The organism is Methylobacterium sp. 13MFTsu3.1M2, assembly GCF_900112625.1.
Lineage (GTDB): Bacteria > Pseudomonadota > Alphaproteobacteria > Rhizobiales > Beijerinckiaceae > Methylobacterium.
Map to the genome: position 1 here is coordinate 20,211 of NZ_FOMM01000010.1, position 23,361 is coordinate 43,571.

At 71.6% G+C, this 23,361-nt stretch carries 17 protein-coding genes; 7 read left to right on the top strand and 10 right to left on the bottom strand.

Annotated elements, in window-relative coordinates; translation table 11 throughout:
• The first annotated feature begins 9 nt into the window (after window positions 1–9).
• Both BM314_RS10760 and BM314_RS10765 read left to right on the top strand, forming a co-directional pair.
• Window positions 10–597, top strand: a complete 588-nt coding sequence (locus tag BM314_RS10760) for a TRAP transporter small permease (protein WP_091978119.1) — start codon at window positions 10–12, stop codon at window positions 595–597.
• Complete coding sequence (locus tag BM314_RS10765) at window positions 594–1,877, top strand: TRAP transporter large permease (protein WP_056533341.1); 1,284 nt, start codon at window positions 594–596, stop codon at window positions 1,875–1,877. Before BM314_RS10760 ends, BM314_RS10765 begins: the two co-directional genes overlap by 4 nt.
• A gap of 134 nt (window positions 1,878–2,011) precedes the next feature.
• Here BM314_RS10765 and glpT read toward each other — a convergent pair whose 3' ends face one another.
• The 3 genes from glpT to BM314_RS10780 all read right to left on the bottom strand — a co-directional run bounded on the left by glpT (window position 2,012) and on the right by BM314_RS10780 (window position 5,973).
• Window positions 2,012–3,352, bottom strand: coding sequence for a glycerol-3-phosphate transporter (gene glpT / locus BM314_RS10770; RefSeq protein WP_091978120.1), 1,341 nt, complete (start codon window positions 3,350–3,352; stop codon window positions 2,012–2,014).
• Between the two features lie 256 nt (window positions 3,353–3,608).
• A complete protein-coding gene (gene glpD, locus BM314_RS10775; protein ID WP_091978121.1) occupies window positions 3,609–5,114 on the bottom strand; it encodes a glycerol-3-phosphate dehydrogenase in 1,506 nt (501 codons plus the stop codon).
• A 97-nt stretch (window positions 5,115–5,211) separates the two neighbouring features.
• A complete protein-coding gene (locus BM314_RS10780; RefSeq protein WP_091978122.1) occupies window positions 5,212–5,973 on the bottom strand; it encodes a DeoR/GlpR family DNA-binding transcription regulator in 762 nt (253 codons plus the stop codon).
• Window positions 5,974–6,191: 218 nt separating this feature from the next.
• Here BM314_RS10780 and BM314_RS10785 point away from each other — a divergent pair, with 218 nt between their 5' ends.
• The 3 genes from BM314_RS10785 to fixJ all read left to right on the top strand — a co-directional run bounded on the left by BM314_RS10785 (window position 6,192) and on the right by fixJ (window position 11,804).
• Window positions 6,192–9,530 carry a PAS domain S-box protein gene (locus tag BM314_RS10785; protein WP_091978123.1) on the top strand — a complete coding sequence of 1,113 codons (3,339 nt, stop codon included), beginning with the start codon at window positions 6,192–6,194 and terminating at the stop codon, window positions 9,528–9,530.
• 113 nt (window positions 9,531–9,643) lie between these two features.
• A complete protein-coding gene (locus BM314_RS10790; protein WP_091978124.1) occupies window positions 9,644–11,197 on the top strand; it encodes a PAS domain S-box protein in 1,554 nt (517 codons plus the stop codon).
• Window positions 11,187–11,804, top strand: coding sequence for a response regulator FixJ (gene fixJ, locus BM314_RS10795; protein ID WP_091978125.1), 618 nt, complete (start codon window positions 11,187–11,189; stop codon window positions 11,802–11,804). The genes BM314_RS10790 and fixJ overlap by 11 nt, the downstream gene beginning before the upstream one ends.
• A 95-nt stretch (window positions 11,805–11,899) precedes the next feature.
• On the opposite strand, the gene efeB is transcribed toward fixJ, so the two are convergent.
• The 3 genes from efeB to BM314_RS10810 form a co-directional block, all read right to left on the bottom strand.
• Complete coding sequence (gene efeB, locus BM314_RS10800; RefSeq protein WP_091978126.1) at window positions 11,900–13,141, bottom strand: iron uptake transporter deferrochelatase/peroxidase subunit; 1,242 nt, start codon at window positions 13,139–13,141, stop codon at window positions 11,900–11,902.
• Between the two features lie 78 nt (window positions 13,142–13,219).
• The gene (efeO, locus tag BM314_RS10805) at window positions 13,220–14,107 is read right to left on the bottom strand and encodes an iron uptake system protein EfeO (protein ID WP_020093141.1); all 888 of its coding nucleotides are present in this window, start codon (window positions 14,105–14,107) and stop codon (window positions 13,220–13,222) included.
• Between the two features lie 241 nt (window positions 14,108–14,348).
• Window positions 14,349–14,534 (bottom strand): hypothetical protein, encoded by a 186-nt coding sequence (locus tag BM314_RS10810; protein ID WP_056533322.1) that lies wholly within the window; start codon window positions 14,532–14,534, stop codon window positions 14,349–14,351.
• Between the two features lie 209 nt (window positions 14,535–14,743).
• Here BM314_RS10810 and BM314_RS10815 point away from each other — a divergent pair, with 209 nt between their 5' ends.
• Both BM314_RS10815 and ugpB read left to right on the top strand, forming a co-directional pair.
• Window positions 14,744–17,089 (top strand): sensor histidine kinase, encoded by a 2,346-nt coding sequence (locus BM314_RS10815; RefSeq protein ID WP_091978226.1) that lies wholly within the window; start codon window positions 14,744–14,746, stop codon window positions 17,087–17,089.
• Window positions 17,086–18,471 carry a sn-glycerol-3-phosphate ABC transporter substrate-binding protein UgpB gene (gene ugpB / locus BM314_RS10820; protein WP_091978127.1) on the top strand — a complete coding sequence of 462 codons (1,386 nt, stop codon included), beginning with the start codon at window positions 17,086–17,088 and terminating at the stop codon, window positions 18,469–18,471. The genes BM314_RS10815 and ugpB overlap by 4 nt, the downstream gene beginning before the upstream one ends.
• 130 nt (window positions 18,472–18,601) lie before the next feature.
• Here ugpB and BM314_RS10825 read toward each other — a convergent pair whose 3' ends face one another.
• The 4 genes from BM314_RS10825 to BM314_RS10840 form a co-directional block, all read right to left on the bottom strand.
• Window positions 18,602–20,239, bottom strand: a complete 1,638-nt coding sequence (locus tag BM314_RS10825; RefSeq protein WP_091978128.1) for an ABC transporter substrate-binding protein — start codon at window positions 20,237–20,239, stop codon at window positions 18,602–18,604.
• On the bottom strand, window positions 20,236–22,563 hold the full coding sequence (locus BM314_RS10830; protein ID WP_091978129.1) for a sensor histidine kinase: 2,328 nt from the start codon (window positions 22,561–22,563) through the stop codon (window positions 20,236–20,238). The genes BM314_RS10825 and BM314_RS10830 overlap by 4 nt, the downstream gene beginning before the upstream one ends.
• A 244-nt stretch (window positions 22,564–22,807) precedes the next feature.
• Window positions 22,808–23,023, bottom strand: a complete 216-nt coding sequence (locus BM314_RS10835; protein WP_091978130.1) for a hypothetical protein — start codon at window positions 23,021–23,023, stop codon at window positions 22,808–22,810.
• Between the two features lie 15 nt (window positions 23,024–23,038).
• Complete coding sequence (locus tag BM314_RS10840; RefSeq protein WP_020093134.1) at window positions 23,039–23,308, bottom strand: hypothetical protein; 270 nt, start codon at window positions 23,306–23,308, stop codon at window positions 23,039–23,041.
• Between the last annotated feature and the right edge of the window lie 53 nt (window positions 23,309–23,361).

Consider the following 23,361-nt stretch of genomic DNA (forward strand, 5'->3'; position numbering starts at 1 on the left):
GGACCGACCATGTTGCTGAAACTGCTCGATCGGCTCGAAGAGGTGCTGATCGGAACCCTGATGGCGGCCGCGACCGTCATCACCTTCGCCACGGTGGTGCACCGGTTCCTCTCCGGCATCCCGGCGCTGCAGGACTACACCGACCAGATCGACTTCGGCTGGTCGCAGGAACTGTGCATCTATATGTTCATCTGGGTGGCGAAGTTCGGCGCGGCCTACGGCGTGCGCACCGGCATCCACGTCGGCGTCGACGTGCTGGTCAACCGCCTGCCGCCGGGCGCGCGCCGGGTGATGGTCCTGGTCAGCCTCGCGGCGGGCGCGCTGTTCACCGGGATCGTCGGCACGCTCGGCACGAACTTCGTCTGGCGCATCGGCCACACCGACCAGACGACGCCCGACATGGAGATCCCGGTCTGGATCGTCTACCTCGCGATCCCGCTCGGCTCCTACCTGATGTGCTTCCGCTTCCTGCAGGTCGCGTGGAGCTACTGGAAGACCGGGCACCTGCCCGCCCGCGATCACGCCCATGTCGACGGCGTCCCGACCGTCGAGGGTGTCGACCCGATCCAGCTCGGCCGCGAGGGAGGCCCCGCATGAGCGGCCTGATCATCTTCGGGCTGCTCATCGCCCTCATGCTCACCGGCATGCCGATCTCGATCGCGCTCGGCCTGACGGTGCTGACCTTCCTGTTTACCCTCACGCAGGTGCCGATCGAGAGCGTCGCGCTCAAGCTGTTCACCGGGATCGAGAACTTCTCGATCATGGCGATCCCGTTCTTCATCCTCGCCGGTAACTTCCTGGCCCATGGCGGCGTGGCGCGGCGGATGATCGCCTTCACGACCTCCCTCGTCGGGCACTGGCCGGGCGGCCTCGGGCTCGCGGGCGTGGTCGCCTGCGCGCTGTTCGCCGCCGTGTCAGGGTCGAGCGTGGCGACCGTGGTGGCGATCGGCTCGATCATCCTGCCCGCCATGGTGGCGGAGGGCTACCCACGGCGCTTCGGCGCCGGGGTGATCACCACCTCGGGGGCGCTCGGCATCCTCGTGCCGCCCTCGATCATCCTCGTGCTCTACGGGGTGTCGACGAATTCCTCGATCGGCAACCTGTTCCTCGCCGGTGTGATGCCCGGCATCGTCCTGTCGGCCATGCTGGCGAGCGTCACCTTCGTCATCGCCAAGCGCCGCGGATATCCGCGCATGCCGAAGGCGTCCTGGGCCGAGCGCCTGCGCGCCTTCCGCGAGAGCGCCTGGGGCCTGTTCCTCGTGGTGATGGTGATCGGCGGCATCTACGCCGGCATCTTCACCCCGACCGAGGCGGCCGCGACGGCGGCCGTCTACGCCTTCGTCATCGCGGTGTTCGTCTACCGGGACCTGAAGCTGTCGGACGTGCCCCGCGTGCTTCTCGCGTCCGCCAACATGAGCGCGATGCTACTCTACATCATCACCAACGCGGTGCTGTTCTCGTTCCTGATGACGTCGGAGAACATCCCGCAGACGATGGCGGCGTGGCTGATCGCCATGAACTTCAGCCCGCTGGTCTTCCTGCTCGTCGTCAACATCATCCTGCTGATCGCCGGCAACGTGATGGAGCCGTCCTCGATCCTGCTGATCATGGCGCCGATCCTGTTCCCGATCGCGGTCAAGCTCGGGATCGACCCGATCCATTTCGGGATCATCATGGCGGTCAACATGGAGGTCGGCCTGTGCCACCCGCCGGTCGGGCTCAACCTCTACGTGGCGAGCGGGATCGCCCATATGGGCATCTCCGAGCTGACCGTCGCGGTGCTGCCCTGGCTCCTGACGATGCTGGCCTTCCTGGTCTTGGTGACCTACTGGCCCGCCCTGTCCCTGTGGCTCCCGCGGGCGCTCGGGGCGATGTGACGGCCTGACGACCGGCGGAAGGATCCGATCGTCACGCTCGGCGCCGGGACGGCCGCTCCGGGCGCCCGTCCCGATCGCACCGGCACGGGCCGGCAGGAAGCCTGAGCATCCCTGCCGTGCCCGGAAACCGCCGCTCAGGCAGGCTGCGCGACCGCGGTGCTGCTGTGCCGCAGGGTCAGCGACAGGCAGACGATCGCGAGGACGCAGGCGGCCAGCAGGAGAATGAAGCAGCCGTTCCAGCCGTAATGGTCGGTCGTGTAGCCGACCAGCGCGCTCGCCGCGACGGAGCCGCCGAGATACCCGAACAGGCCCGTGAAGCCCGCCGCCGTCCCGGCCGCCTTCTTCGGCACGAGCTCGAGGGCCTGAAGGCCGATCAGCATCACTGGCCCGTAGATCAGGAAGCCGATGCAGATCAGGGCCGCGAGGTCGACGCCCGGATTGCCCTCGGGATTGAGCCAGTAGACCAGTGTGGCCGCCATGACGCCGAACATGAACACCACGCCCGTCGCGCCCCGGTTGCCGCGGAACAGCTTGTCGGACAGCCAGCCGCAGAGAAGGGTACCGGGAATGCCGGCCCACTCGTAGAGGAAGTAGGCCCATGAGGTCTTGTCGACCGAGAAGTGCTTGGCCTCCTTCAGGTAGGTCGGCGCCCAGTCCAGCACGCCGTAGCGGAGCAGGTAGACGAAGACGTTGGCGAAGGCGATGTACCAGAGCATCCGGTTCTTCAGCACGTGCTCGACGAAGATCTCGCGCGTGGAGAACTCGCGCTCGTGGTTCGCGTCGTAGCCGTCCGGATAATCGTCCTTCCAGGCTTCCACGGAGGGCAGCCCGCAGGATTGCGGCGTGTCGCGCATGGTGATGAAGGCGAAGACCGCGACGCCGAGCGCCACGGCGGCGGGCACGTAGAACGCCGCGTGCCAGTCGTTGAACCAGGCCAAGCCGAGCAGGAAGAGCGGGCCGATCAGGCCACCGCCGACATTGTGCGCCACGTTCCAGACCGAGACGACGCCGCCGCGCTCCTTCTGGGACCACCAGTGCACCATCGTGCGGCCGCTCGGCGGCCAGCCCATGCCCTGGAACCAGCCGTTGAGGAACAGCAGCACGAACATGATGCCGACGCTGGAGGTCGCCCAGGGCACGAAGCCGAACAGGAGCATCACCAGCGCCGAAAGCACGAGGCCGATCGGCAGGAAGTAGCGCGGGTTGGAGCGGTCGGAGACCATGCCCATCAGGAACTTGGACAGGCCGTACGCGATCGCGACGGCGGAGAGCGCGGTGCCGAGCTCACCGCGGCTGTAGCCCTGCTCGACGAGGTAGGGCATTGCCAGCGAGAAGTTCTTGCGCAGCAGGTAATAGCCCGCATAGCCGAGAAAGATGCCCGCGAAGATCTGCCAGCGCAGCTTGCGGTAGGTCGGATCGACGCGATCCGTCTGAATGGGTGGCCTGTGGGCCGCGGGAGCGAGAAAGCCGATCATGGCGCGCCTTGGTGCTTGAGACCGCGGATGGACCCGGGCTCATCCCGGGCGCATCTCGGATTGGACGGGGTGCTGAGGTGCAGCGCTCAGCGTCGCGCCGTATCGGCGCGCCGACGCGCGATCCGCGCGTCCGGTCTCGACCTGTGGCGATGGTGGACGGCATGGTCCGGTCGCGGCATCGTTTCCTCCTGTGATGCGGCGCCTCTCCGGCTCGGCCGGGTCGCCGTCTCTCGGTCTCGCAGCGTCCTTGCCGGTCTCAGACGGCGGCGGCCATCGCGCCGTCGGTGCGGCCGGTCATGGCCGCGATCCGCGCTCGGAGCGCCTCGACCTCGTCGGGCGAGAAGGCGAGACCGAGCTTCGACCGGCGCCAGAGAACGTCCTCGGCGGTGCGGGCCCATTCCCGGTCCATCATCCAGCGCAGCTCGCCCTCGTGGAGGCCGTGTCCCAGATCGGGTCCCAGATTCGAGGCGATGCGCAGCGCGTCCGTCCCGTAGGCGGCCACCATGCGCTGGACCGTGGCGGCGCCGAGCCGGGGCGCGGCGCGGGCGAGGCGCGCCTCGAGCTCGGCCACCCCGTCCACCGGGAAGTCGCCGCCCGGCAGTGCGGCGCCTCCGGTCCACGAGCGGCCGCGCGCCCCGAGGCGCTGACCGATCTCCTTCAGGGCATCTTCGGCCAGCTTGCGGTAGGTGGTGATCTTGCCGCCGAAGATGTTCAGCACCGCCGCCTCGCCGGCCGCGCCGTCCGTCTTCAGCACGTAGTCGCGCGTCGCCTCCTGCGCCGCGGAGGCGTGATCGTCGTAGAGGGGGCGCACGCCCGAGAAGGTCCAGACGATGTCGTCCCGGCGAAGCGGCGTCGCGAAGTACTCGCTGGCGGCGCTCAGGAGATACGCGGTCTCCTCCTCGGTGATCGCCGCGTCGGCGGGATCGCCGGAGAAGTCACGGTCCGTCGTGCCCACGAGCGTCGTGTCGTTCGCGTAGGGGATCGCGAAGATGATGCGCCCGTCCGCGTTCTGGAAGATGAAGGCCCGGTCGTGGTCGTAGAGCTTGCGCGTCACGATGTGCGAGCCCTGCACGAGGCGCACGTGCTTGGCCTCGCTCCGGCCGAGCGGGCCCTGGATCACCCGGTCGACCCAGGGGCCGGCCGCGTTGACGAGGAAGCGCGCGGCGATCTCCTCCTCGCGGCCGGTCCGAAGCTCGCGCCGGACGATGCGCCAGAGATCGCCCTCGCGCCGGACCGAGACGACGCGGGTCCCCACCGCGATCTCGGCGCCCCGCGCCTCGGCGTCGCGCGCGTTGAGCACCACCAGGCGCGTGTCGTCGACGCGCGCGTCCGAGTACTCGAAGCCGCGCCGAAACTCGGATTTGAGCGGGGCGCCGATGGGGCCGGAGAGGTCCACGGGGCGCGTGCCGGGCAGGCGCTTGCGGCCGCCGAGATGGTCGTAGAGGAACAGGCCGATCCGCAGCAGCCAGGCTGGACGCAGGCCCGCGTGGAGCGGCAGGACGAAGCGCAGCGGGCGCACGATGTGGGGCGCGATCCCCCAGAGCACCTCGCGCTCGGCCAGCGCCTCCCGCACGAGGCGGAACTCGTAGTGCTCCAGGTAGCGCAGACCGCCGTGGATCAGCTTGGTCGACCATGACGAGGTGCCGCTGCCCAGGTCATTCTGCTCAGTCAGCGACACCGAGTATCCCCGGCCGGCCGCGTCCCGCGCGATGCCGCAGCCGTTGATCCCCCCGCCGATGACGGCCACGTCGAACGTCCGCATGATCCTCCCCCTCTCGTGCCGCGGCGTCGGACGCGCGGCTGCGAAAGCAGAGGAATTGAATACGAAACCAAAGGAAAGTCAATCGAAACCGATACGCTCAGCGACCGGTTTCGACGAGCCGCACTCCGGACGCGCGGCACAGGTCGCGCAGGGTGTCACTGGGGCAGCGATCGGTCACGAAGGTGCCGACCTGGCTGAGCTGGGCGAGCCGGACCGGCGCGCTGCGCGCGAACTTGGTGGAATCGGCGACCAGCACGACGTGGCGCGCGTTGGCGATGATCGCCTGCGCGACCCGGACCTCGCGATAGTCGAAGTCGAGGAGGGTCCCGTCCTCGTCGATCGCCGAGGCCCCGATCACCGCGAAATCGACCTTGAACTGGCGGATGAAATCCACCGCCGCCTCCCCGACGATCCCCCCGTCCGAGCGGCGGATCAGGCCACCCGCCACGATGCACTCGATCTCCGGGCTGGGCCGCAGGGCGAGCGCGACGTTGAGGTTGTTGGTGATCACCATGAGGCCGGAATGGCTCAGCAGCGCCCGGGCAACGGCCTCGGTGGTGGTGCCGATATTGATGAACAGCGAGGAGCGGTCCGGGATCAGGTCGGCGGCCGCGCGCGCGATCGCCGCCTTCTCGGGCGCCGCGATCGCGTTGCGTGCCTCGTAGTCGAGGTTCTCGGCGCCCGCGCCGAGCACCGCCCCGCCGTGGATGCGCGAGAGGAGGCGCGCGTCGCAGAGGTCATTCAGGTCCTTCCGGATGGTCTGCACGCTGACCGCGAACCGGCCGGACAGGGCATCGACCGAGACGCGCCCCTCGGTCCGGGCGACGTCCATGATCGCGTTCTGACGCTCCGAGAGCATGCCTTCAGACCTCCGCGCGGCGAAAACGAAACCGGTTTCGGTGCGAACGCGCGAACGATGCCGAAAAGCGAAGGCGCGCTCTGAACCGGCCTTCACGCCTAGCGGATTCACCTCCGGGAGGAAACGTCCGGACCCCGCGGCCCGGCCCGGCGGATGTTGACGATGCGCGCCCGCGCGTCGACAAGCGCCGCGATGGAACGGTTTCGGTATTCGCATCGATGACGCGCGCGGCCGTCCCGCAGAACTGGTCTCCGGTCGGAGGCGGGGATCTCGGCGACCTGATCCGCGGTCATGACTGGGCGGCGACGCCGCTCGGGGCCATCGCCTCCTGGCCCGCGCCCGTCCGGACCATCGTCCAGACCCTGCTGCTCTCGCCGGTCCCGACGGTGGCGATCTGGGGAAGCGACGGGATCTTGGTCTACAACCGGGGCTACGCGGAGGTCTGCGGCCCGCGCCATCCGGAGGCCCTCGGCGGGCGTCTCCTGGAACTCTGGCCGGAAGCCCGCGCCTTCAACGCGCACGTGATCGCCAGCGGCCTGGCCGGTCGGCCGCTCAGCTTCCGCGCCCAGGAACTGGAGCTCTGGAGACACGGGCGTCCGGAGACGGTCTGGATGGACCTCGACTACACGCCCATCCTGGACGACGACGGGACGCCGATCGGCACGCTCGCCACGGTGCGCGACATCACCGAGCGCGTCCTCAGCGAGCGTCGGATCGCCGAGAACGAGAGCCGCCTCGGCTTCCTCGACCAGCTGGGCCAGGCAACCGCGAACGCCCGCGACGCCGGCACGATCCTGGAGATCACCACGCGCTGCGTCGGCGCGCACCTGAACCTGTCGAATTGCGCCTACGCCGACATGGATCCGGACGGCGACGGCTTCACCATCCGCGGCAACTGGCACGTGCCGACGGCGCCCTCGATCCTCGGGCATTACAGCCTCGCCGATTTCGGCGCCCTGGCCGTCCAGGAACTCAATGCCGGCCGGCCGCTCATCATCAACGACAACGCCGCCGAGCTCGCCCCGCATGAGGCCGAGGCCTTCCGGGCGATCGGGATCGCGGCCACCATTTGCATGCCGCTGGTGAAGGACGGACGGCTCGCCGCCCTGATGGCCGTCCACCACGCGCGGCCTCACCGCTGGTCGCGCGCCGAGCTCGCGCTCATCCGCGAAGCGACCGAGCGCTGCTGGGCGCATATCGAGCGTGTCGGCGCGGAGGCGAGCCTGCGGCTCAGCGAGGCGCGGCTCCGCGCCCTGGTCCACGCGACCTCCGACGTGGTCTACCGCATGAGCCCGGACTGGCAGGAGATGCGCCAGCTCCACGGCCGCGGCTTCCTGTCCGACATGGCGGAGCCGAGCGTGCGCTGGCTCGACCGCTACGTCGATCCGGCCGACAGGCCCGAGGTCATGGCCGCCGTCAACGACGCGGTCAGCCGCAAGGGCCTGTTCGAACTCGAGCACCGGGTCCGGCGCGCCGACGGCGGCGTCGGCTGGACGCTGTCGCGCGCGGTGCCGCTGATCGATCGGCACGGGACCGTCACCGAGTGGTTCGGGATGGCCAGCGACGTCACGTTCCGCCACGAGGCCGACGCGCGGCTCAGGGAGAGCGAGGCCCGCTTCCGCGCCATGGCGGACGACGCGCCGGTGATGACCTGGATCACCGACGAGACCGGGGCGTGCATCTACCTCAACCGGCGCTGGTACGAGTTCACCGGGCAGGCGGAGGCCGAGGCGCTCGGCCTCGGCTGGCTGGACGCGATCCATCCCGCCGACCGCGCCCACTCCGAGCAGGTGTTCCTGGCGGCGAACGCCGACCGAGCGTCGTTCCGCCTCGAATACCGCCTCCGGGACGGGGACGGCCGGTACCGCTGGGCGCTCGACGCCGCGTCGCCGCGGTTCGCCTCCGACGGCGCGTTCCTCGGCTATTTCGGCTCGGTCATCGACATCGACGAGCGCCGCGAGGCCGAGGCGCGGCTGCGCACGCTGACCGACGTCGTGCCGGCCTTCGTCTGGTTCGCCTCGCCGGACGGCCGCCTGCATTACCTGAACGACCGCTGGTGCGCGTATACCGGCCTCGACACGCAGGCGTCGCTGCCCGATGGCTGGATCGAGGCGGTGCATCCGGACGATCGCGCGCGGACGGCGGCGGTCTGGGAGGACGCGCGCGAGCGGGGCGTCACCTACGAGATCGAGGTGCGCTATCGGCGGCACGACGGCGCGTATCGCTGGTACATGGCCCGGGCCGAACCGCTGCGCGATCCCGGGGGGACCATCACCGCCTGGTTCGGGACATCGACCGACATCCACGACCGTAAGCTGGCGGAAGACGGCCTGCGCGAGCTGAACGAGACCCTGGAGAGCCGTGTCGCCGAGCGCACCGGAGAGCTGCTCAAGACCGAGGAGGCGCTGCGCCAATCGCAGAAGATGGAGGCCGTGGGCCAGCTCACCGGCGGCGTGGCGCACGACTTCAACAACCTGCTCACCATCATCCGCTCGTCCGTCGACTTCCTGCGCCGGCCCGAGCTGCCCGAGGCACGCAAGGCCCGCTACCTCGACGCGGTGTCCGACACGGTTGATCGCGCCGCCAAGCTGACCGGCCAGCTTCTCGCCTTCGCCCGCCGCCAGACCCTGGACCCGCAGGTCTTCGACCTCGGCGACCGGTTGCGGGCCGTGGCCGAGCTGCTCGACACGGTGACGGGCGCGCGGATCCGGGTCGTCACCGCGATCCCGGAAGTCTCCTGCGCCGTGCGCGCCGACCTGAGCCAGTTCGAGACGGCGCTGGTGAACATCGCCGTCAACGCGCGCGACGCGATGGACGGCGAGGGCACCCTCACGCTGCGATTGACCTGCACCTGCCCTCTGCCGGCGATCCGCGGGCACGCGGCGAGTGCGCGGCCGTTCGCGGCGATCGCGCTCACCGATACCGGCTCCGGCATCGCCCCGAACGTGCTGGACCGGATCTTCGAGCCGTTCTTCACCACCAAGGAGGTCGGCAAGGGGACGGGCCTGGGCCTGAGCCAGGTATTCGGCTTCGCGAAGCAGTCCGGCGGCGATGTCGCGGTCGAGAGCGTGCTCGGCGCGGGGACGACCTTCACGCTCTACCTGCCCGAAGTCGCGGCCGAGTCCGCGCCGTACGCCGCCGTCGCCCCCGCGGAGCCGGCCTCCCCCATCGGTTCCGGCCAGCGCGTTCTGGTGGTGGAGGACAACGTCGAGGTCGGCACCTTCGCTACGCAGATTCTGGAAGATCTCGGTTACGAGACCATCTGGGCGGCGAATGCCGAGGAAGCCTTGGACCGGCTCGGACCCGAGGGAACGGAGTTCGACGTCGTGTTCTCGGACGTGGTGATGCCGGGGATGGGCGGGCTGGCCCTCGCGCAGGAACTCAGGCGCCGGATGCCGCGGCTTCCGGTGCTCCTGGCCTCAGGCTACAGCCACGTCCTCGCGCAGGACGGCGCGCACGGATTCTCGGTCCTGCACAAACCCTACTCGGCCGAGCAGCTCGGACGCCTGCTCCGGCAAGTCACCGCGCGGAAGCAGGGCGCGACGGCGACGCCGTGAGCTGCTGCGGCGCGCACGCGCCCCCCCGGCTGTTTGCTGATGCAACCGGCGGTGTAAGACGGGCGCCGACGACCCGGACGGATGACGGTGCCGTTCCCCCGCGCGCGACTGACATGACGACGCCTGAACACCCATACGCGCCCGCCATTGGCGACGGCGGCCCCTTCGACGCCGACGGCCTGCGGCTGACGCTCGACGAGGCCGGCATCTGCGGCTGGGCCCTCGACATCCCGACCGGGCGCGTCACGATCCTCCCGTCCTGCATCCGCCTGTTCGGCGTGCCGCCGGACCGTCTCACCACCCTGGACGAGATCCAAGCGCGCGTTCACCCGGACGACCGCGCCGCCCGGGCGGCGGCGATCGGGCGCGCGCTGACGGACGGCGGAAGCTACGAGATCGACTTCCGCGCCGTGCATCCCGATGGACGCGTTCACTGGTTGCGCTCGCGCGGGCGCGTGCAGGCCGATGCCGGCGGCCGGCCGTGCCGGCACCGGGGCGTGGTCTTCAGCATCCACGCGCAGAAGCAGGCCGACGAGGAGTTGCGGGCGCGCGAGGCGCACCTGCGCTCGATCCTCGACACGGTGCCCGATGCGATGATCGTCATCGACGAGCAGGCGCAGATCAAGTCGTTCAGCGCGGCCGCCGTGCGCCAGTTCGGCTACGGCTCGGACGAGATGGTCGGGCGGAACGTCAGCGTGCTGATGCCGGAGCCGTACCGCAGCCAGCACGACGCCTACATGGCCCGCTACCTCCGGACGGGCGAGCGCCGGATCATCGGCATCGGCCGCGTCGTGGTCGGCCAGCGCAAGGACGGCTCCACCTTTCCCATGGAGCTGTCGGTCGGCGAGATGCGCTCGGGCGGCGAGCGCTACTTCACCGGCTTCATCCGCGACCTGACAGAGCGGAACGAGACCGAGACGCGCCTGCAGGAGCTGCAGTCCGAGCTGGTGCACATGTCGCGCTTCACCGCCCTCGGCGAGATGGCCTCGACCCTGGCCCACGAGATCAACCAGCCCCTGACGGCGATCGCGAGCTACCTGAAGGGCTGCCGCCGCCTCCTCGGACGCATGGAGGGTCCCGAGGTGCCCCTGCTCGCCGACGCGGTGAATCAAGCGGCCGACCAGGCCCTGAGAGCCGGGCAGGTGATCCGGCACCTGCGGGATTTCGTGTCGCGCGGCGAGAGCGAGCGCCACATCGAGGGATTGCCGAAGCTGATCGAGGAAGCGAGCGCCCTGGCCCTCGTCGGCGCCAAGGAGAAGGGCGTGCGCGTCCGCTTCGATCTCGACCCGGACGCGCCCCTCGTGATGGCGGTCCGGATCCAGGTGCAGCAGGTCCTGCTCAACCTCATCCGCAACGCGATCGAGGCCATGCAGGACGTCGCCCGGCGCGACCTGACCGTCGCCACGCGGGCGCTGCCCGCCGAGGGTCTGGTCGAGGTGCGCGTGTCGGATACCGGGACCGGCATCGCGCCCGAGATCGCCGAGCAGCTCTTCCAGCCCTTCGTGACGACGAAGGCGAACGGCATGGGCGTCGGCCTGTCGATCTGCCGGACCATCGTCGAGGCCCACGGCGGCAAGATCCAGGCCGGCCCCGGTCCGGACGGCGGGACGACCTTCCGCTTCACCCTGCGCACCTTCGACCGCGAGGAGATGGCTCATGTCGAGTGACGCGCCCGTGCACATCGTGGACGACGATCTCGCGGTGCGTCAGGCGCTGGCCTTCCTGCTGGCGACCGACGGGCTGACCGTCCGCGTCCACGATTCCGCGACCGCCTTCCTGGCGGCGGAGCCCGAGCGCGTCGGCTGCGTCGTCACCGACGTGCGCATGCCCGGCATCGACGGCGTCGAGCTCCTGCACCGCCTCCGTCAGCGGGGTAGCCTGCCGCCGGTCATCGTCATGACGGGCCACGCGGACGTCGCCCTCGCGGTCGCGGCCATGAAGGCCGGCGCGGTCGACTTCATCGAGAAGCCGTTCGACGACGAGGTGCTCCTCGCCAGCATCCGCTCGGCCCTGGCGCGCTCGGACCGGACGGCCAAGCGCGCGTCCGAGCGCGACGCGGTGCGGGCGCGCCTAGCCGAACTGACCGAGCGCGAGCGGCAGGTGCTGGAGGGACTGATCGCCGGCAAGGCCAACAAGGTGATCGGCCTCGATCTCGGCATCAGCCCGCGGACGGTGGAAATCTACCGGGCGAACGTCATGTCCAAGCTCCAGGCCGGCAGCCTCTCCGAACTCGTCCGCATGGCCCTGATCGCGGGGCAGACGGACGGCGACTGAGTGCGGGAGCGGTCCCGCGGGCGGCCGGTCCCTCGGGCGCCCCGGGCGCAGCATCCAAGGGCGGTGGTCCGAGCCGGAATCCGCGTCGACGCCGTCTAGGTCGTGGCCAGCATGCCTTCCCCGAGGAAGGAGCCGGGCCCCGGCACGCCGGGCAGAGCGAAGAAATAGCCGCCGCCGATCGGGCGGATGTACTCTTCGAGCCCCTCGCCGGACAGACGGTTCTGCACGGTGACGAATCCGGCGGCGAGGTCGGCTTGGTAGCAGACGAACAGCAGGCCCATGTCGAGCTGGCCGGCGGCGGTCAGCCCGCGGGAATAGTTGTAGCTGCGGCGCAGGATCAGGCTGCCCTCGGTGCCCGGCAGGCGCGGATTGGCGAGACGGATATGGGCCGCGAGCGAGATCGCCTCGCCGTCCGGGTCGGCGGCGTAGTCGGGGACGTCGCGCTCGTGTCCCTGCCGGAGCGGCGCGCCGCTGCCCTTGTGCCGCCCGATGATGGCCTCCTGCTCGCCGAGCGGCGTGCGGTCCCAGCGCTCGACGAGGGTGCGGATGATCCGCACGACCTGGTAGCTTCCGCCCGTCGTCCAGGCCGGCTCGTCCTGCCCCGCTCCGACCCAGACGTAACGGTCCATCATCCGGAGGTCCCGCACGTCGAGGTTGGCGGTGCCGTCCTTGAAGCCGAGCATGTTGCGCACGGTGTCGGCCCCCATGGTCTTCACCACGTGGGGCGGGAGGAAGCCCTCCATCTTCCAGCGCGGCGTGAGGAGGCCGGGCGTCGCCTTGATGACGTCGCGCAGGGCGTGGATGTTGGTCTCGGCGGTGTTCGAGCAGAATTGGATCAGCAGGTCGCCGTGGCACTGCGCCGGGTCGAGCGCGTCGTTGGGGAAGCGCTCCATCGGCCCGAGATGGCGCGGGCGAGCGCGACCCAGGCCGAACCGGTAATCGAACAGGCTCGCGCCGACCGAGACGGTGGCGGTGAGATTGTCCGGGAGGATGGTCGGCCCGAGGATGCCGGAATTGCGCGGCGGGAGCTGCGGGTGAAGATCGGGCACGGCACCGCCGCGCGTCAGGAAGGCGAGGCGCTCGGTGAGCGTCCGGAACAGGTGGGGCAGCTCGCCGCGCCGCTCGGCCAGCACGTCGAAGGCGACGTACAGGGCGGCGGCCGGCTGCGGTGTGACGATCCCGGCTTGGTGGGGGCCGTAGAAGGGCTGAGAGACGAGCGTCCCCTCGGTGGCGGTGGTCGGCGTCGCGTCCTCGGCTCGGGCGGGCCCGAGGAGCGCGGCCGCGCCGAGGCCGCCGAGAAACCGGCGGCGGGTGGGAACCGGTGAAAGGAAGCGCATCGTCGCTCGGCAAAATCTGGTCGCGCTGCCGCCTTTAGCCACGAAGAGAGGCCACAGCGCGGCACCTCGGCAATGATATCAGTCTAGACCGAGCCGGCCACGCAGCGTCGACAGATCTTCAGCCAGAAGGGTGATGGGCCCCTTCAGGGCGTTGCGGTCCCGGGCGGTGAGGTTGTCGTAGCTCTGGAAGCCGCCGTCCGGACTGCGGTAGCGCGCGAGCAGGTCCTCGACTCGCTTGTAGCTGCGCTCGACCCGGGCCACGAAGTCCCGGTCCGTCAGCAGCGGCCGCAGGAGCGTGAACACCACCTTCGAGCCCTCGATATTGGCCTGGAAGTCCCACAGGTCGGTGCGGCTGTAGCGCTCCTCCTCGCCGCTGATCTTGGTGGCGGCGATCCCCTCGATCAGGGCCGAGGCCGCCCCGACCGCCCGGGCGGGCGGGATGGCGAGCGCCGCGAGTCGGTCGCGCAGGGTCACGGTCTCGGCGGTGAGCCGCTCCGCGACCTCGCCGAGCCCCTCCGTGGTGCCGAGGGTGAACAGCGCCATCTCCAGCCGATGGAAGCCGACGAAGGCGGGATCGCGCTCGCGCAGCTCGAACTCGTCGCTGCGCACGTCGAGACGCTTGATCAGCTCGGGAAACAGGGCCGCCACCGGCTCGATACGCTCGTAGGGCGCGCGCGCCGGGGCGTAGAGCCGGCGCGCCTCCGCGAGCTGCCCGGCCTGGATCGCCGCGACGAAGCGCGCGGTCTCGCGCACGAAGGCGTCGGCCTGGGCCACGACGTAGGTCCTGTAGGCCGCGAGGGCCGCGGCCAGCTCCGGCGGCACCGGCCGGGACGGCCGGGCGGGACGCGGGCTGTCCGGCATGTCGAGGGACCAGCCCGGGCGGGGATCGCCGACGCCGATCAGCGTCGCCAGAGCGAGGGCCGCGATGCGGGATCGGTCCCGGGCGAGGCTTGGAGACGCGGGCATGGGCGGCGGCGCATCGTGACACGGGGCGCGGCCCGAGCTGGCCGCATCGACCGGCTAATCGAGGCCTCACCGGCGGGCAACTGCCGACCGCGGCGGCGGTTCGCGGCGGGCCCTGGTCGACCGGCCTTCCGGCGGCCTCGCGGAGCATGATCGCGGCGCGCTCAGACGAGGAGCGGGATCACGATCGCGAGCAGGACATTCCCGCCGACGAGCAGGATCAGAGGAAGCGTCTCCATACCGGTCAGCCCAGGCAGGATCGGGCGCGGATCCCGGCCATCGCGGGCTTCGCCGGGCAGGCGGGCGCGTCCGCGGCGTAGCTCCGGGTGCCGGCCGGCTGCCCGGTGACGGCCTGCGAGAGCGCCGGCAGGTAGGTCGTGCCGACCATGATGCCGGCCGAGAGCAGGAGGCGGGCGATGACGTCGAGCATGGTGTTTCCCCTCATTCGGCCTTCGAGGACCGTTGTGCGGGGCGGCATCTACGCAAGCGGTGCTGCGGGAATATTGCGTCCCGTGTTGCTTCAGCGCTCTCGGGAAGTCATCGCGCCGATGGCACAATAACGGACTGTGTCGTCGAGGAATCAGCGACGGATCGGGGAGCGGGACGGGTGACGGGGCGCGGGACACGGTGCGCGGCGCGATGATCCGCGGGTTGGGGAGGTCCGGGATCGCGCGCCGCGTCCTCGTGGTCGGCGCGATCCCGATTCTCGTCGCGGCCGCCATCGCGCTGGGCGCCTGGATCCTGCTCTACGAGGCCGAGCGGGCCCGGACCGGCGCCGTGGTGGCGACGGAGACCGCACAGACGCTGACGTCGATGAACCGGGCGCGGGCGGATGCCGTCAGCGGCGGCACCGCGCGGCGGGACGAGGCCGAGCGACGCTTCGACGAGCGGGCCGCCACGGCGGCCGGGCAGCTCGAACGCCTGGAGGGTCTCGCGCGCACGCGCGGCCAGTCGGCTCTCGTGGCAACCGTCACGGGCGATCTGAACTCGCAGGTGACGCGCATGCGCTCGCTCCTGCTCTCCGAGCGGACCGCGAACGCGACGATCGCCGATATGGCCCGGCGGGCGGACGCCCTGGTGGCCCTGACCGACGTCGCGCGCCGGCGCCAGCAGCAGGACAACGCTCAGCTGATCGCCGTCCTGGCCGTCAAGGATGCCGAGCTGGAGCGGAACCAGGGCGTCGTCACGGCTCTCCGGGAGCTCCGGGAGGCGATCAGCACCGCGGAGCTGAACCGGGCGCGCATCGGTCGCCCGGTCTTCCCGATCGAGTTCGATGAGCTCGCCGCCGACCTGCGGCAGCTCGATGCGGTGGGCGACCGGCTGCGCCGCGTCCTGCGGGTCGACGGCGAGGCGGGGGCGGCGGACCGGGCGACAGAGCTCCTGAAGGCGTACCGCGACCGGAGCCGGACCGAGGACGGCCTCAACAGGGTGCTCTCCGAGGGCTTCGAGCTGACCCGCGCGACCCAGGCCGGCCGCGTCCTGGTCGAGTGGTGCGACCAGCTCGTCCAAGTGAACGTCACCCGGCAGAACCGGCTGTACGAGGAGGTCGCGCTCCTGATCCGTCACTCGGTCCTCTCGAACGAGGCCGAGCTCTCCGCCCAGGACATCGCCCTCACGGCCCTGCGCCTGGCCCGGCGGACGGATGCGGCCCTGGCGCGCCGGGATACTGCGGAAGCGTCGCGGGTGCTGGAGGCGGGCGCGGAGCTGTCGGGCACGTCCCGGACGCTGCTCATCCCGGTGAGCATCCGGGACGAGATGGCGGAGGCGATCGACGGGTGGCGCACGCAGCTCGCCGCGACGATCGAGAAGATCGGCGAGCAGAACGAGACCATCGCCGACATGGACAGCCGCGCCGCCACGATGAGCGCCAACGCGCAGACCTTGAGCCGGGCCTTCATCGACGATGCCGACCAGTTCGGCAGCGTGATCCGGCAGTTGCTGGTCGTGGGGGCGGTCGGCGCCCTGTGCCTGGGGATCGGCGCCGCCGCCGCGGTGGCGCGCTCGATCACCCGGCCGCTGCACGCGCTCCAGCACAGCATCGTCACCGCCGCCGCCGCGCCCGCCCCCGAGGATATCGGCCGCGACAGCCACCTGCTCACCCGACGCGACGAACTCGGCGACATCGCCAGGGCGACCAACGCGTTCCTGGAGCAGATCCGCCGCCGCGAGGCGGACCGGCGCAACGCCTCCCAGCGCGCCGACGACGCGCTCACGACCCTGCGGCAGGCCCAGGAGGACCTGATCCGCGCCGAGCGGCTCGCCTCGCTCGGGCAGCTCGTGGCGGGCGTCTCGCACGAGATCAGCACCCCGCTCGGCATCGCCCTGACCACGGCGACACAGGTCCAGTCCGACTCGGCCGCGTTCGCGCGCATGGTCGGGGACAACCAGCTCTCCCGGTCGCGGCTGACCCAGTATGCCGGGCGGATGCGGGAGGGCGCGCAGCTGCTGACCAGCAACCTGATGCGCGCGGCCGATCTCCTCTACAGCTTCAAGCAGGTGGCGGCCGATCAGGCCATCGAGGACCGCCGCCCGCTGAACCTCGCGAAGTGGATCGACGAGCTCCTGAAGAGCCTGCGCGCCCTGGCGCGGCCCGGCCGCCACGTGTTCGAGGTCGACTGCCCGCCCGATCTCGTCGTCGACACCCTGCCGGGGATCCTGGCGCAGGTCGTCTCGAACGCCGTCAAGAACGCGATCGAGCACGGCTTCCAGGATCGGGAGGGCGGCCGCATCACCATCACGGGGATCCGGTCCGGGGACGGCATCGGCCTCTCCATCGCCGATGACGGGCGCGGCATCGACGGGGCCGACCTCGGCCGCGTGTTCGACCCGTTCTTCACGACGGCCCGCGCCCGCGGCGGCACGGGCCTGGGCCTGCACATCGTCCACAACCTCGTGGTTAACCGCCTCCAGGGGCGGGTCGAACTGCAGAGCAGCGCGGGTGCCGGCACGGTGCTGCGGCTGTGGCTACCGGAGCGGCTGGCATGAGCGGCGCGACGCAACCCATCCGGCGCGGCGTCGGCCGCTCGAGGCTGCCGAGCACCGGCCTGCTCATGCCGCTGCTCGTCGGGCTACTCGTCGGGCTGCCCGCCGCGCTGCGCCCGCTGCCCGCCGCGGCCCTCACCGAGATCCAGTTCTGGCACGCCCTGGACGGGCCGAACGGCGAGCTGGTGACCCGCCTCGCCGAGACGTTCAACGCCTCGCAGCCGGACTACCGGGTCGTGCCGGTCTACAAGGGCTCCTACGCCGAGACGATCAGCAGCGGCATCACGGCCTACCGCACCGGCGCGGCGCCGCACCTGCTGCAGGTCTTCGAGGTCGGCAACGGCACCATGGCGGCCGCCGTCGGCGCCGTCAGGTCCGTCGCCACCGTGATGCGGGAGGCCGGGCTCTCGGTGACGCCCGAGGACTTCCTGCCGGTCGTCGCCACCAATTATCGGGATGCCGAGGGCGGGATGCTGTCGCTCCCCTTCAACGTCTCCTCGACGGTGATGTGGATCAACCGCGACCGGTTCCGTCTGGCGGGACTCGACGCCAAGCAGCCCCCGGCGACCTGGCCCGAGGTCTTCGAGGCCGCGCGGCGGCTCAAGGCGGCGGACGGCAAGCGGTGCGCCCTGTCCTCCGCCTGGCCGACCTGGGTGCATCTCGAGCAGCTGTCCGTCTGGCACGACCGGCCGCTCGCGACCCGCTCCAACGGCCTGGACGGCTACGATGCCGAACTCGTCTTCAACGGCCCGCTCCAGGTCCGCCACCTGCAGAACCTCGTCGACCTGAAGCGCGCGGGCGTGTTCGAGTACAACGACCGCGTCAATCGCGGCGAGAGCCGGTTCGTCTCGGGCGACTGCGCGATCTTCCTCACCTCGTCCAGCCTGTACGGCAAGGTCGCCACCGCCGCCCGGTTCGACTGGACGGTCGTGCCCATGCCCTTCTATCCCGACGTCGTGCCGGAGCCGCAGAACGCGATCCTGGGCGGCGGCTCGCTCTACGTGATGCAGGGCAAGACGCCGGACGAGTACCGCGGCGTCGCCCGGTTCCTGGCCTTCCTGATGGACGGGCGGCAGCAGGCCGCGATGTACCGGAACACCGGCTACATCCCCACCACGCGCGCCGCCTACGACGACGCGGTGGCGGAGGGCTTCTTCGAGCGGCACCCGCAGCTCCACGTCGCCGTGCAGGAACTCACCCGGCGGCCGCCGACACGCAACACCGCCGGTCTGCGCCTGGGCAACATGCTGCAGATCCGGGACATCTGGGCCGAGGAGCTGGAGGCGGCGCTCGACGGCGCGAAGGCGCCGCAGCAGGCCCTCGACGACGCCGTGGCGCGGGGCAATCAGGTGCTGCGGGTCTTCCAGCAGCGGACCAAGAAGTGAGCGTGGCCGGTCGGTCGGCCCACCCCGTCATCGCGAGCGCCGCGAAGCGACCCAGGGATGCGCGCCGTTAGTGGACGTGGCGCTGCTGGATTGCTTCGCTCCGCTCGCGAGGACGGCGCTGTCGTTGCCGTCAGCGCGGGTCGCGGAACCGTACCGTCTCGAACAGGTGGCGGCCGAGGGGATCCATCGTCAGGCCGAGCACGTCGTCGCGGAGCGCCAGATGCACCTTGGTGTGGGCCAGGGGCACCCAGGGCATCGCGCGCCGGGCGATGGCCTGAGCCTGCCGGTACAGAGCCTGGCGCGCCTCCCGGTCGCCGGTTCGGCGGGCGGCCTCGACCAGCCGGTCGTAGGCCGGGTCGCACCAGCGGGCGAGGTTGGCGCCGCCGGTCTGGGCGGCCTTGCAGCCGAGCAGGACGTTCAGGAAGTTGTCCGGGTCGCCGTTGTCGCTCGTCCAGCCGTAGAGCATCAGCGTGGGCTCTCCGCCGTACAGGGCGGCGCGGTACGCGTTCCAGGGACGCGTGACCGGGCGCGCACGGATGCCCACCTGCGCGAGGTCGGCCTGGATCATGTCGGCGACGCGCCGGCCGTTCGGGTTGTAGGGTCGGCTGACTGGCGGATACCACAGGTCAACGTCGAAGCCGTCGGCGAGCCCGGCCTCGGCCAGCAGGCGCAGCGCCTCGCCGCGGTCGAAGGGGGTGTCCGGCAGGTCCGCGTCGTGGGCCCAGATCCCGGGCGGCAGCGGCCCCTGCGCCAGGATCCCGGCATCGCCGTAGACGCCCGCCACGATCGCCCGCCGGTCGATGGCGAGGTTGACCGCGCGCCGCACCCGGACGTCGCCGAAGGGCGCGCGGGTCGTGTTGAGGGCGAGATAGGCGACGTTCAGCTCGGCCAGCGCGAGCAGCGTCAGGCCCGGCTCCGCCCGGATCGCGTCGAGGTCGCCGGTCGCCGGGAACGCCATGGCGTGGCACTCGCCGGCCCGCAGCTTGTTCAGCCGGACCGCCGCGTTCGGCGTGATCGCGAAGACGAGACCGTCGGGGCGCTCGCCCGGCTCGTTCCCGTCCGCGGGGCGGCGCCAGTAATCCGGGAAGGCGCGGTAGCGGAGGACCTGATCCGGCCGGTACCTCTCGAAGACGAACGGGCCCGTCCCGACGGGCGCCCGGGCGAGGTCGTCCGACGCGTTGCCGGCCGCGAGGGCGGCCGCGTACTCGGCGGACAGGATGGCGCCGAAGGCCTGCGCGATGTTGGCGAGGAAGGTGGTGTCGGCCTCGCGCAACCGGAAGCGGACGTGGCGCGGATCCTGGGCGTCGACGGTCTCGATCAGGTCGGCGAGGCCGAGATCGTGGAAGTAGGTGAAGCCCTGCGAGGCGCCGTCGGGCCCGGAGCGCCGCTGCCGGGTGAACGAGAACACCACGTCGTCGGCGTTCAGGGCGCGCGTGGGGGTGAAGCGCGCGTTGGCGTGGAAGCGGACGCCGTCCCGCAGAGCGAAGACGTAGGTCCGGCCGTCCTCCGAGATCGTCCAGGATTCGGCGAGGGCCGGGCGGATCGTCGTGGTGCCGGGCACGAATTCCACGAGCGTATTGTAGACCTGCCACGCGGCGTTCATCGTGGTGGTGGTCGTGGCGCGGGCGGGATCGAAGGTTTCCGGGCTGCCTTCCGAGCAGAACACGAAGGTGCGCGCAGATGCCGGGCCGTGCCCCAGGAGCAGGGCCGAGATGAAGCCGGCCGCCAGGGCGCGCTGCCCGGCGCGGTATGCCGCGGCCGGCCTCACGGCGTCCGGATCGCGCCGGTCCGCGGCCGCGCGGCCGCTCCGGCACCCTGGGCGGGAAAGTCGACCTGCACGACGGTCCCCTGGCCGGGCTCGCTGCTGACCGCGATGCGGCCGCCGAGCTTGGCGGTCACGAGATTGTGGACGATATGCATGCCGAGCCCCGTGCTGCCGGCGCTGCGGGCCGTCGTGAAGAACGGGTCGAAGATCCGGTCGAGGTGCTCCGGCGGGATGCCCTGACCGGTGTCGCGGACCTCCATCCGCACGAGGCCGCCCTCCCGTTCCGACACGTGCACGGTGATCCGTCCCGGCTCGCCCGCCCGGAACCCGTGCACGACCGCGTTCGCGATGAGGTTGGTCACGATCTGCGCGAGCACGCCGGGATTGGTGTCGATGACGAGGTCCGCGGGGCAGGCGCGCTCCACCGTATGGCCGCCCTTGCGCAGCATCGGCCTGAGGCTCGCCAGCAGGTCGTCGAGCCAGGTCGCCAGCACGACGCTGCGGCTCTCGTCGCTGACGCGGTCCACCGCGACCTGCTTGAAGCCCTGGACGAGGTCGGCGGCCCGGGTGAGATTCGTGCAGAGCAGGGTGGCGCCCTCCTCGACCCGGTCGACGAAGTGGTTCAGCCGGGACCGCGACAGCGTGCCGGCAGACAGGCCGGTGCGGAAGGCCCGCGCCTCGTCGCTCATGAGCGTCCCGGTGGTGAGCGCGATGCCCAGCGGCGTGTTGATCTCGTGGGCGACCCCGGCCACGAGCTGCCCGAGGGAGGCGAGCTTCTCGGCCCGGACGAGGTTGTCCTGGGTCCGGCGCAGCTCGACCAGGGCGACGTCCGCCTGATCCTTGGCCCGGCGCAGCGCGCCTTCCCGGCGGGTGATCTCGGAGACGAACACCGCGGTGGCGCGGGCGATGTCGCCGAGCTCGTCCCGGCGCGCCGTGCCCCGCACGGCCGCCCCCGCCGGGTTACCGGTCAGCATGACCATGTCGCCCTGGAGGGCGCGCAGCGGCACCAGGATCGAGCGGGCGACGAGGATCACGACCAGGGCGCCGAACAGCAGGAGCCCGGCCGCGCCGGCGAGCAGGATCCGCTGGATGACGATGCCGGACCGGTCGGCGTCCTCCACGAAGGCGTCGTTGAGCGCCTTGGCGCTGTCGATCATCGTCGCGGCGAGCCCGTCCATCGCGACGATCATGGCGTTCTGCTGCCGCAGGCCCCCGATGGTGGTGGTGAGGCGCCCGCGCCACCCGTCGAGGGCCTGGACCATCTCGGCCTGGATCAGCGGCGAGATCGGCAGCGAGGCGGCGCTCCGGGCGAGGCGCTCGCCCTCGTCGCGCATCCGCTCGGCGAGGGCCGCGTCCCGGTGCAGGAGGGCGCCCGCGGTGCGCGGCCCCAGCTTGAGGGTGCCGATCGCGACGTTCTGGGTGGCGCGCTCGATCTCGTTGGCCTCCACGGAATAGGCCAGCAGCTGCGCCACCTCGTCGTGCAGGCTCTCCTGGCCGGACGTCTCGATCTTCAAGGTGCGCTCGATCCAGGCGTCGAGCTTCGCGCGGAGGTCCGGCTTCCACCCCGCCGTCTCGGCGGTGAGCGCGTCGAGGGCCTCCGCGTCGGCGTCCCGGCCGTCGGCCCGCAGCGCCGCCGCGAGGTCGCGGCTGGCGGCGCGGAAGAGGCCCTGCGCGCGCGGGCCGTCGCCCTCCGAGACCGCCGCTCCGGCGGGGCCGGCCGCGGGCGCATCGCTCCGGGCCGCGGCCTGGGCGGCGAGCACGGCGCTCTCCGCGCTCCGGGCTCGCAGGGCGTTGAGGCGGGCGACGAGGCCCCGGGCGACCCGCAGCGCCTCGACCTTCTCGGCCGTCGAGCGCGCGAGGTCGGCGTTCGAGGCCTGCTGCCGCAGGCGCGCCCGGTCGGTGAGGTCGATCAGGGTGTCGGCCCGCTGCGTCATCTCGCGGATCAGGCCGTCATTCTCCCGGGTCCGGCGGACGAAGGCGTCCATCTCGCCCTGGTAGCCGGCCAGCGCCCGCTCTACCGAGGCGGTCCGCGCGCGCTGCTCGTCGATGCGGGCGAAGCCGGCGAGCCGGCCGAGGCCGGCCTCGGCCCGTGCCGTCAGGCTGGCGAAGCGCTCGGCGTAGGCGGGCCGGTCCTGCGCGTCCGCGGCGGCGTACTGGTCGCGGACCAGGCGGGCGGTGGCGATGTCGTGGTACACGTCGGCGGCCAGGACCGCGCCGCGCCGGGCGCGCTCCTCCTGCGCCAGGAGGAGCCAGCCGGCCATGGCGATCGCGCCGGCGGCGAGGATCGGCACGCCACCGACCAGGGCGATCTTGGGTCCAACCCGCATCCGCGTCCCGACATAGGGGTCCGGCAGCAACTTAAGGCCGTGCCGGAGAGCGGTGCAATCGGGCGGCGCTCCGGCGACCGGATCACCCGGTGTCCGCGCGCAGTCTTCGGTCGATGCCGCCCGCCCCGTCATCGCGCGCGCAGCGGAGCGACCCAGAACTGCGCGTCCCCGGCCGATGTGGCGCCGCCGGGTCGCTTCGCTGCGCGCGCAGAGACGGCGTCGAAGCCATCCGCCACGGGCGGTCTCAGCGATGTCGGGATCGGGGCGGCCGCGGGTCCGGGCCGGCCAGCACGGCATCCTGCGCGTCACGCGCGCGATCGCGCGGCGCCGGCACGCCGAACCGCTCGGCGCAGGTCGGCAGGCGCCGCGGAGCGCGTTCTCCGGCGCGCAGCATGCGGCGCAGCGCACCGAGCAGGTCGGGATCTTCGTCGGCACCGTGGTCGTCGCGGAAGTGCGGCATGGCGGTTCGCGCCCCTCACCGACGGCCGGGCGCGGCGTCGACCGCGATGAGCCGGACGCGACGGCCCGCCGGGTCGCCGACCGGGCCGGCGCCCGCGCAGGCGCCGGGCGGGTACGGCCAGGCCGCCCCGCCACAGGCGGCGCCGTCACGGGCCGCCGCGGAGGCTTTTGCGCCCCCGCTGGCCTGCATCGGCACCGTGCTGGCCGCTTGGGTCCAGCCGACGAGCGCCAGGACGCAGAGCGTGCCGAAAGCCGCGGCCGACGAGGTACCGATCACGTGTCGCATGGCCCGTCCTCCGGGCACCTCCGGCCCTCGGTCCTGCCACGCTGATAGGGACG

Excerpts from the sequence above, each read along its gene's own strand:
- BM314_RS10780 (WP_091978122.1), bottom strand. The coding sequence starts at position 5,973 with ATGCTCTCGGAGCGTCAGAACGCGATCATGGACGTCGCCCGGACCGAG.
- BM314_RS10760 (WP_091978119.1), top strand. The coding sequence starts at position 10 with ATGTTGCTGAAACTGCTCGATCGGCTCGAAGAGGTGCTGATCGGAACC.
- glpD (WP_091978121.1), bottom strand. The coding sequence starts at position 5,114 with ATGCGGACGTTCGACGTGGCCGTCATCGGCGGGGGGATCAACGGCTGC.
- BM314_RS10830 (WP_091978129.1), bottom strand. The coding sequence starts at position 22,563 with ATGCGGGTTGGACCCAAGATCGCCCTGGTCGGTGGCGTGCCGATCCTC.
- fixJ (WP_091978125.1), top strand. The coding sequence starts at position 11,187 with ATGTCGAGTGACGCGCCCGTGCACATCGTGGACGACGATCTCGCGGTG.
- BM314_RS10765 (WP_056533341.1), top strand. The coding sequence starts at position 594 with ATGAGCGGCCTGATCATCTTCGGGCTGCTCATCGCCCTCATGCTCACC.
- efeO (WP_020093141.1), bottom strand. The coding sequence starts at position 14,107 with ATGCCCGCGTCTCCAAGCCTCGCCCGGGACCGATCCCGCATCGCGGCC.
- glpT (WP_091978120.1), bottom strand. The coding sequence starts at position 3,352 with ATGATCGGCTTTCTCGCTCCCGCGGCCCACAGGCCACCCATTCAGACG.
- BM314_RS10785 (WP_091978123.1), top strand. The coding sequence starts at position 6,192 with ATGACGCGCGCGGCCGTCCCGCAGAACTGGTCTCCGGTCGGAGGCGGG.
- ugpB (WP_091978127.1), top strand. The coding sequence starts at position 17,086 with ATGAGCGGCGCGACGCAACCCATCCGGCGCGGCGTCGGCCGCTCGAGG.
- BM314_RS10815 (WP_091978226.1), top strand. The coding sequence starts at position 14,744 with ATGATCCGCGGGTTGGGGAGGTCCGGGATCGCGCGCCGCGTCCTCGTG.
- BM314_RS10840 (WP_020093134.1), bottom strand. The coding sequence starts at position 23,308 with ATGCGACACGTGATCGGTACCTCGTCGGCCGCGGCTTTCGGCACGCTC.
- BM314_RS10790 (WP_091978124.1), top strand. The coding sequence starts at position 9,644 with ATGACGACGCCTGAACACCCATACGCGCCCGCCATTGGCGACGGCGGC.
- BM314_RS10835 (WP_091978130.1), bottom strand. The coding sequence starts at position 23,023 with ATGCCGCACTTCCGCGACGACCACGGTGCCGACGAAGATCCCGACCTG.
- BM314_RS10810 (WP_056533322.1), bottom strand. The coding sequence starts at position 14,534 with ATGCTCGACGTCATCGCCCGCCTCCTGCTCTCGGCCGGCATCATGGTC.
- efeB (WP_091978126.1), bottom strand. The coding sequence starts at position 13,141 with ATGCGCTTCCTTTCACCGGTTCCCACCCGCCGCCGGTTTCTCGGCGGC.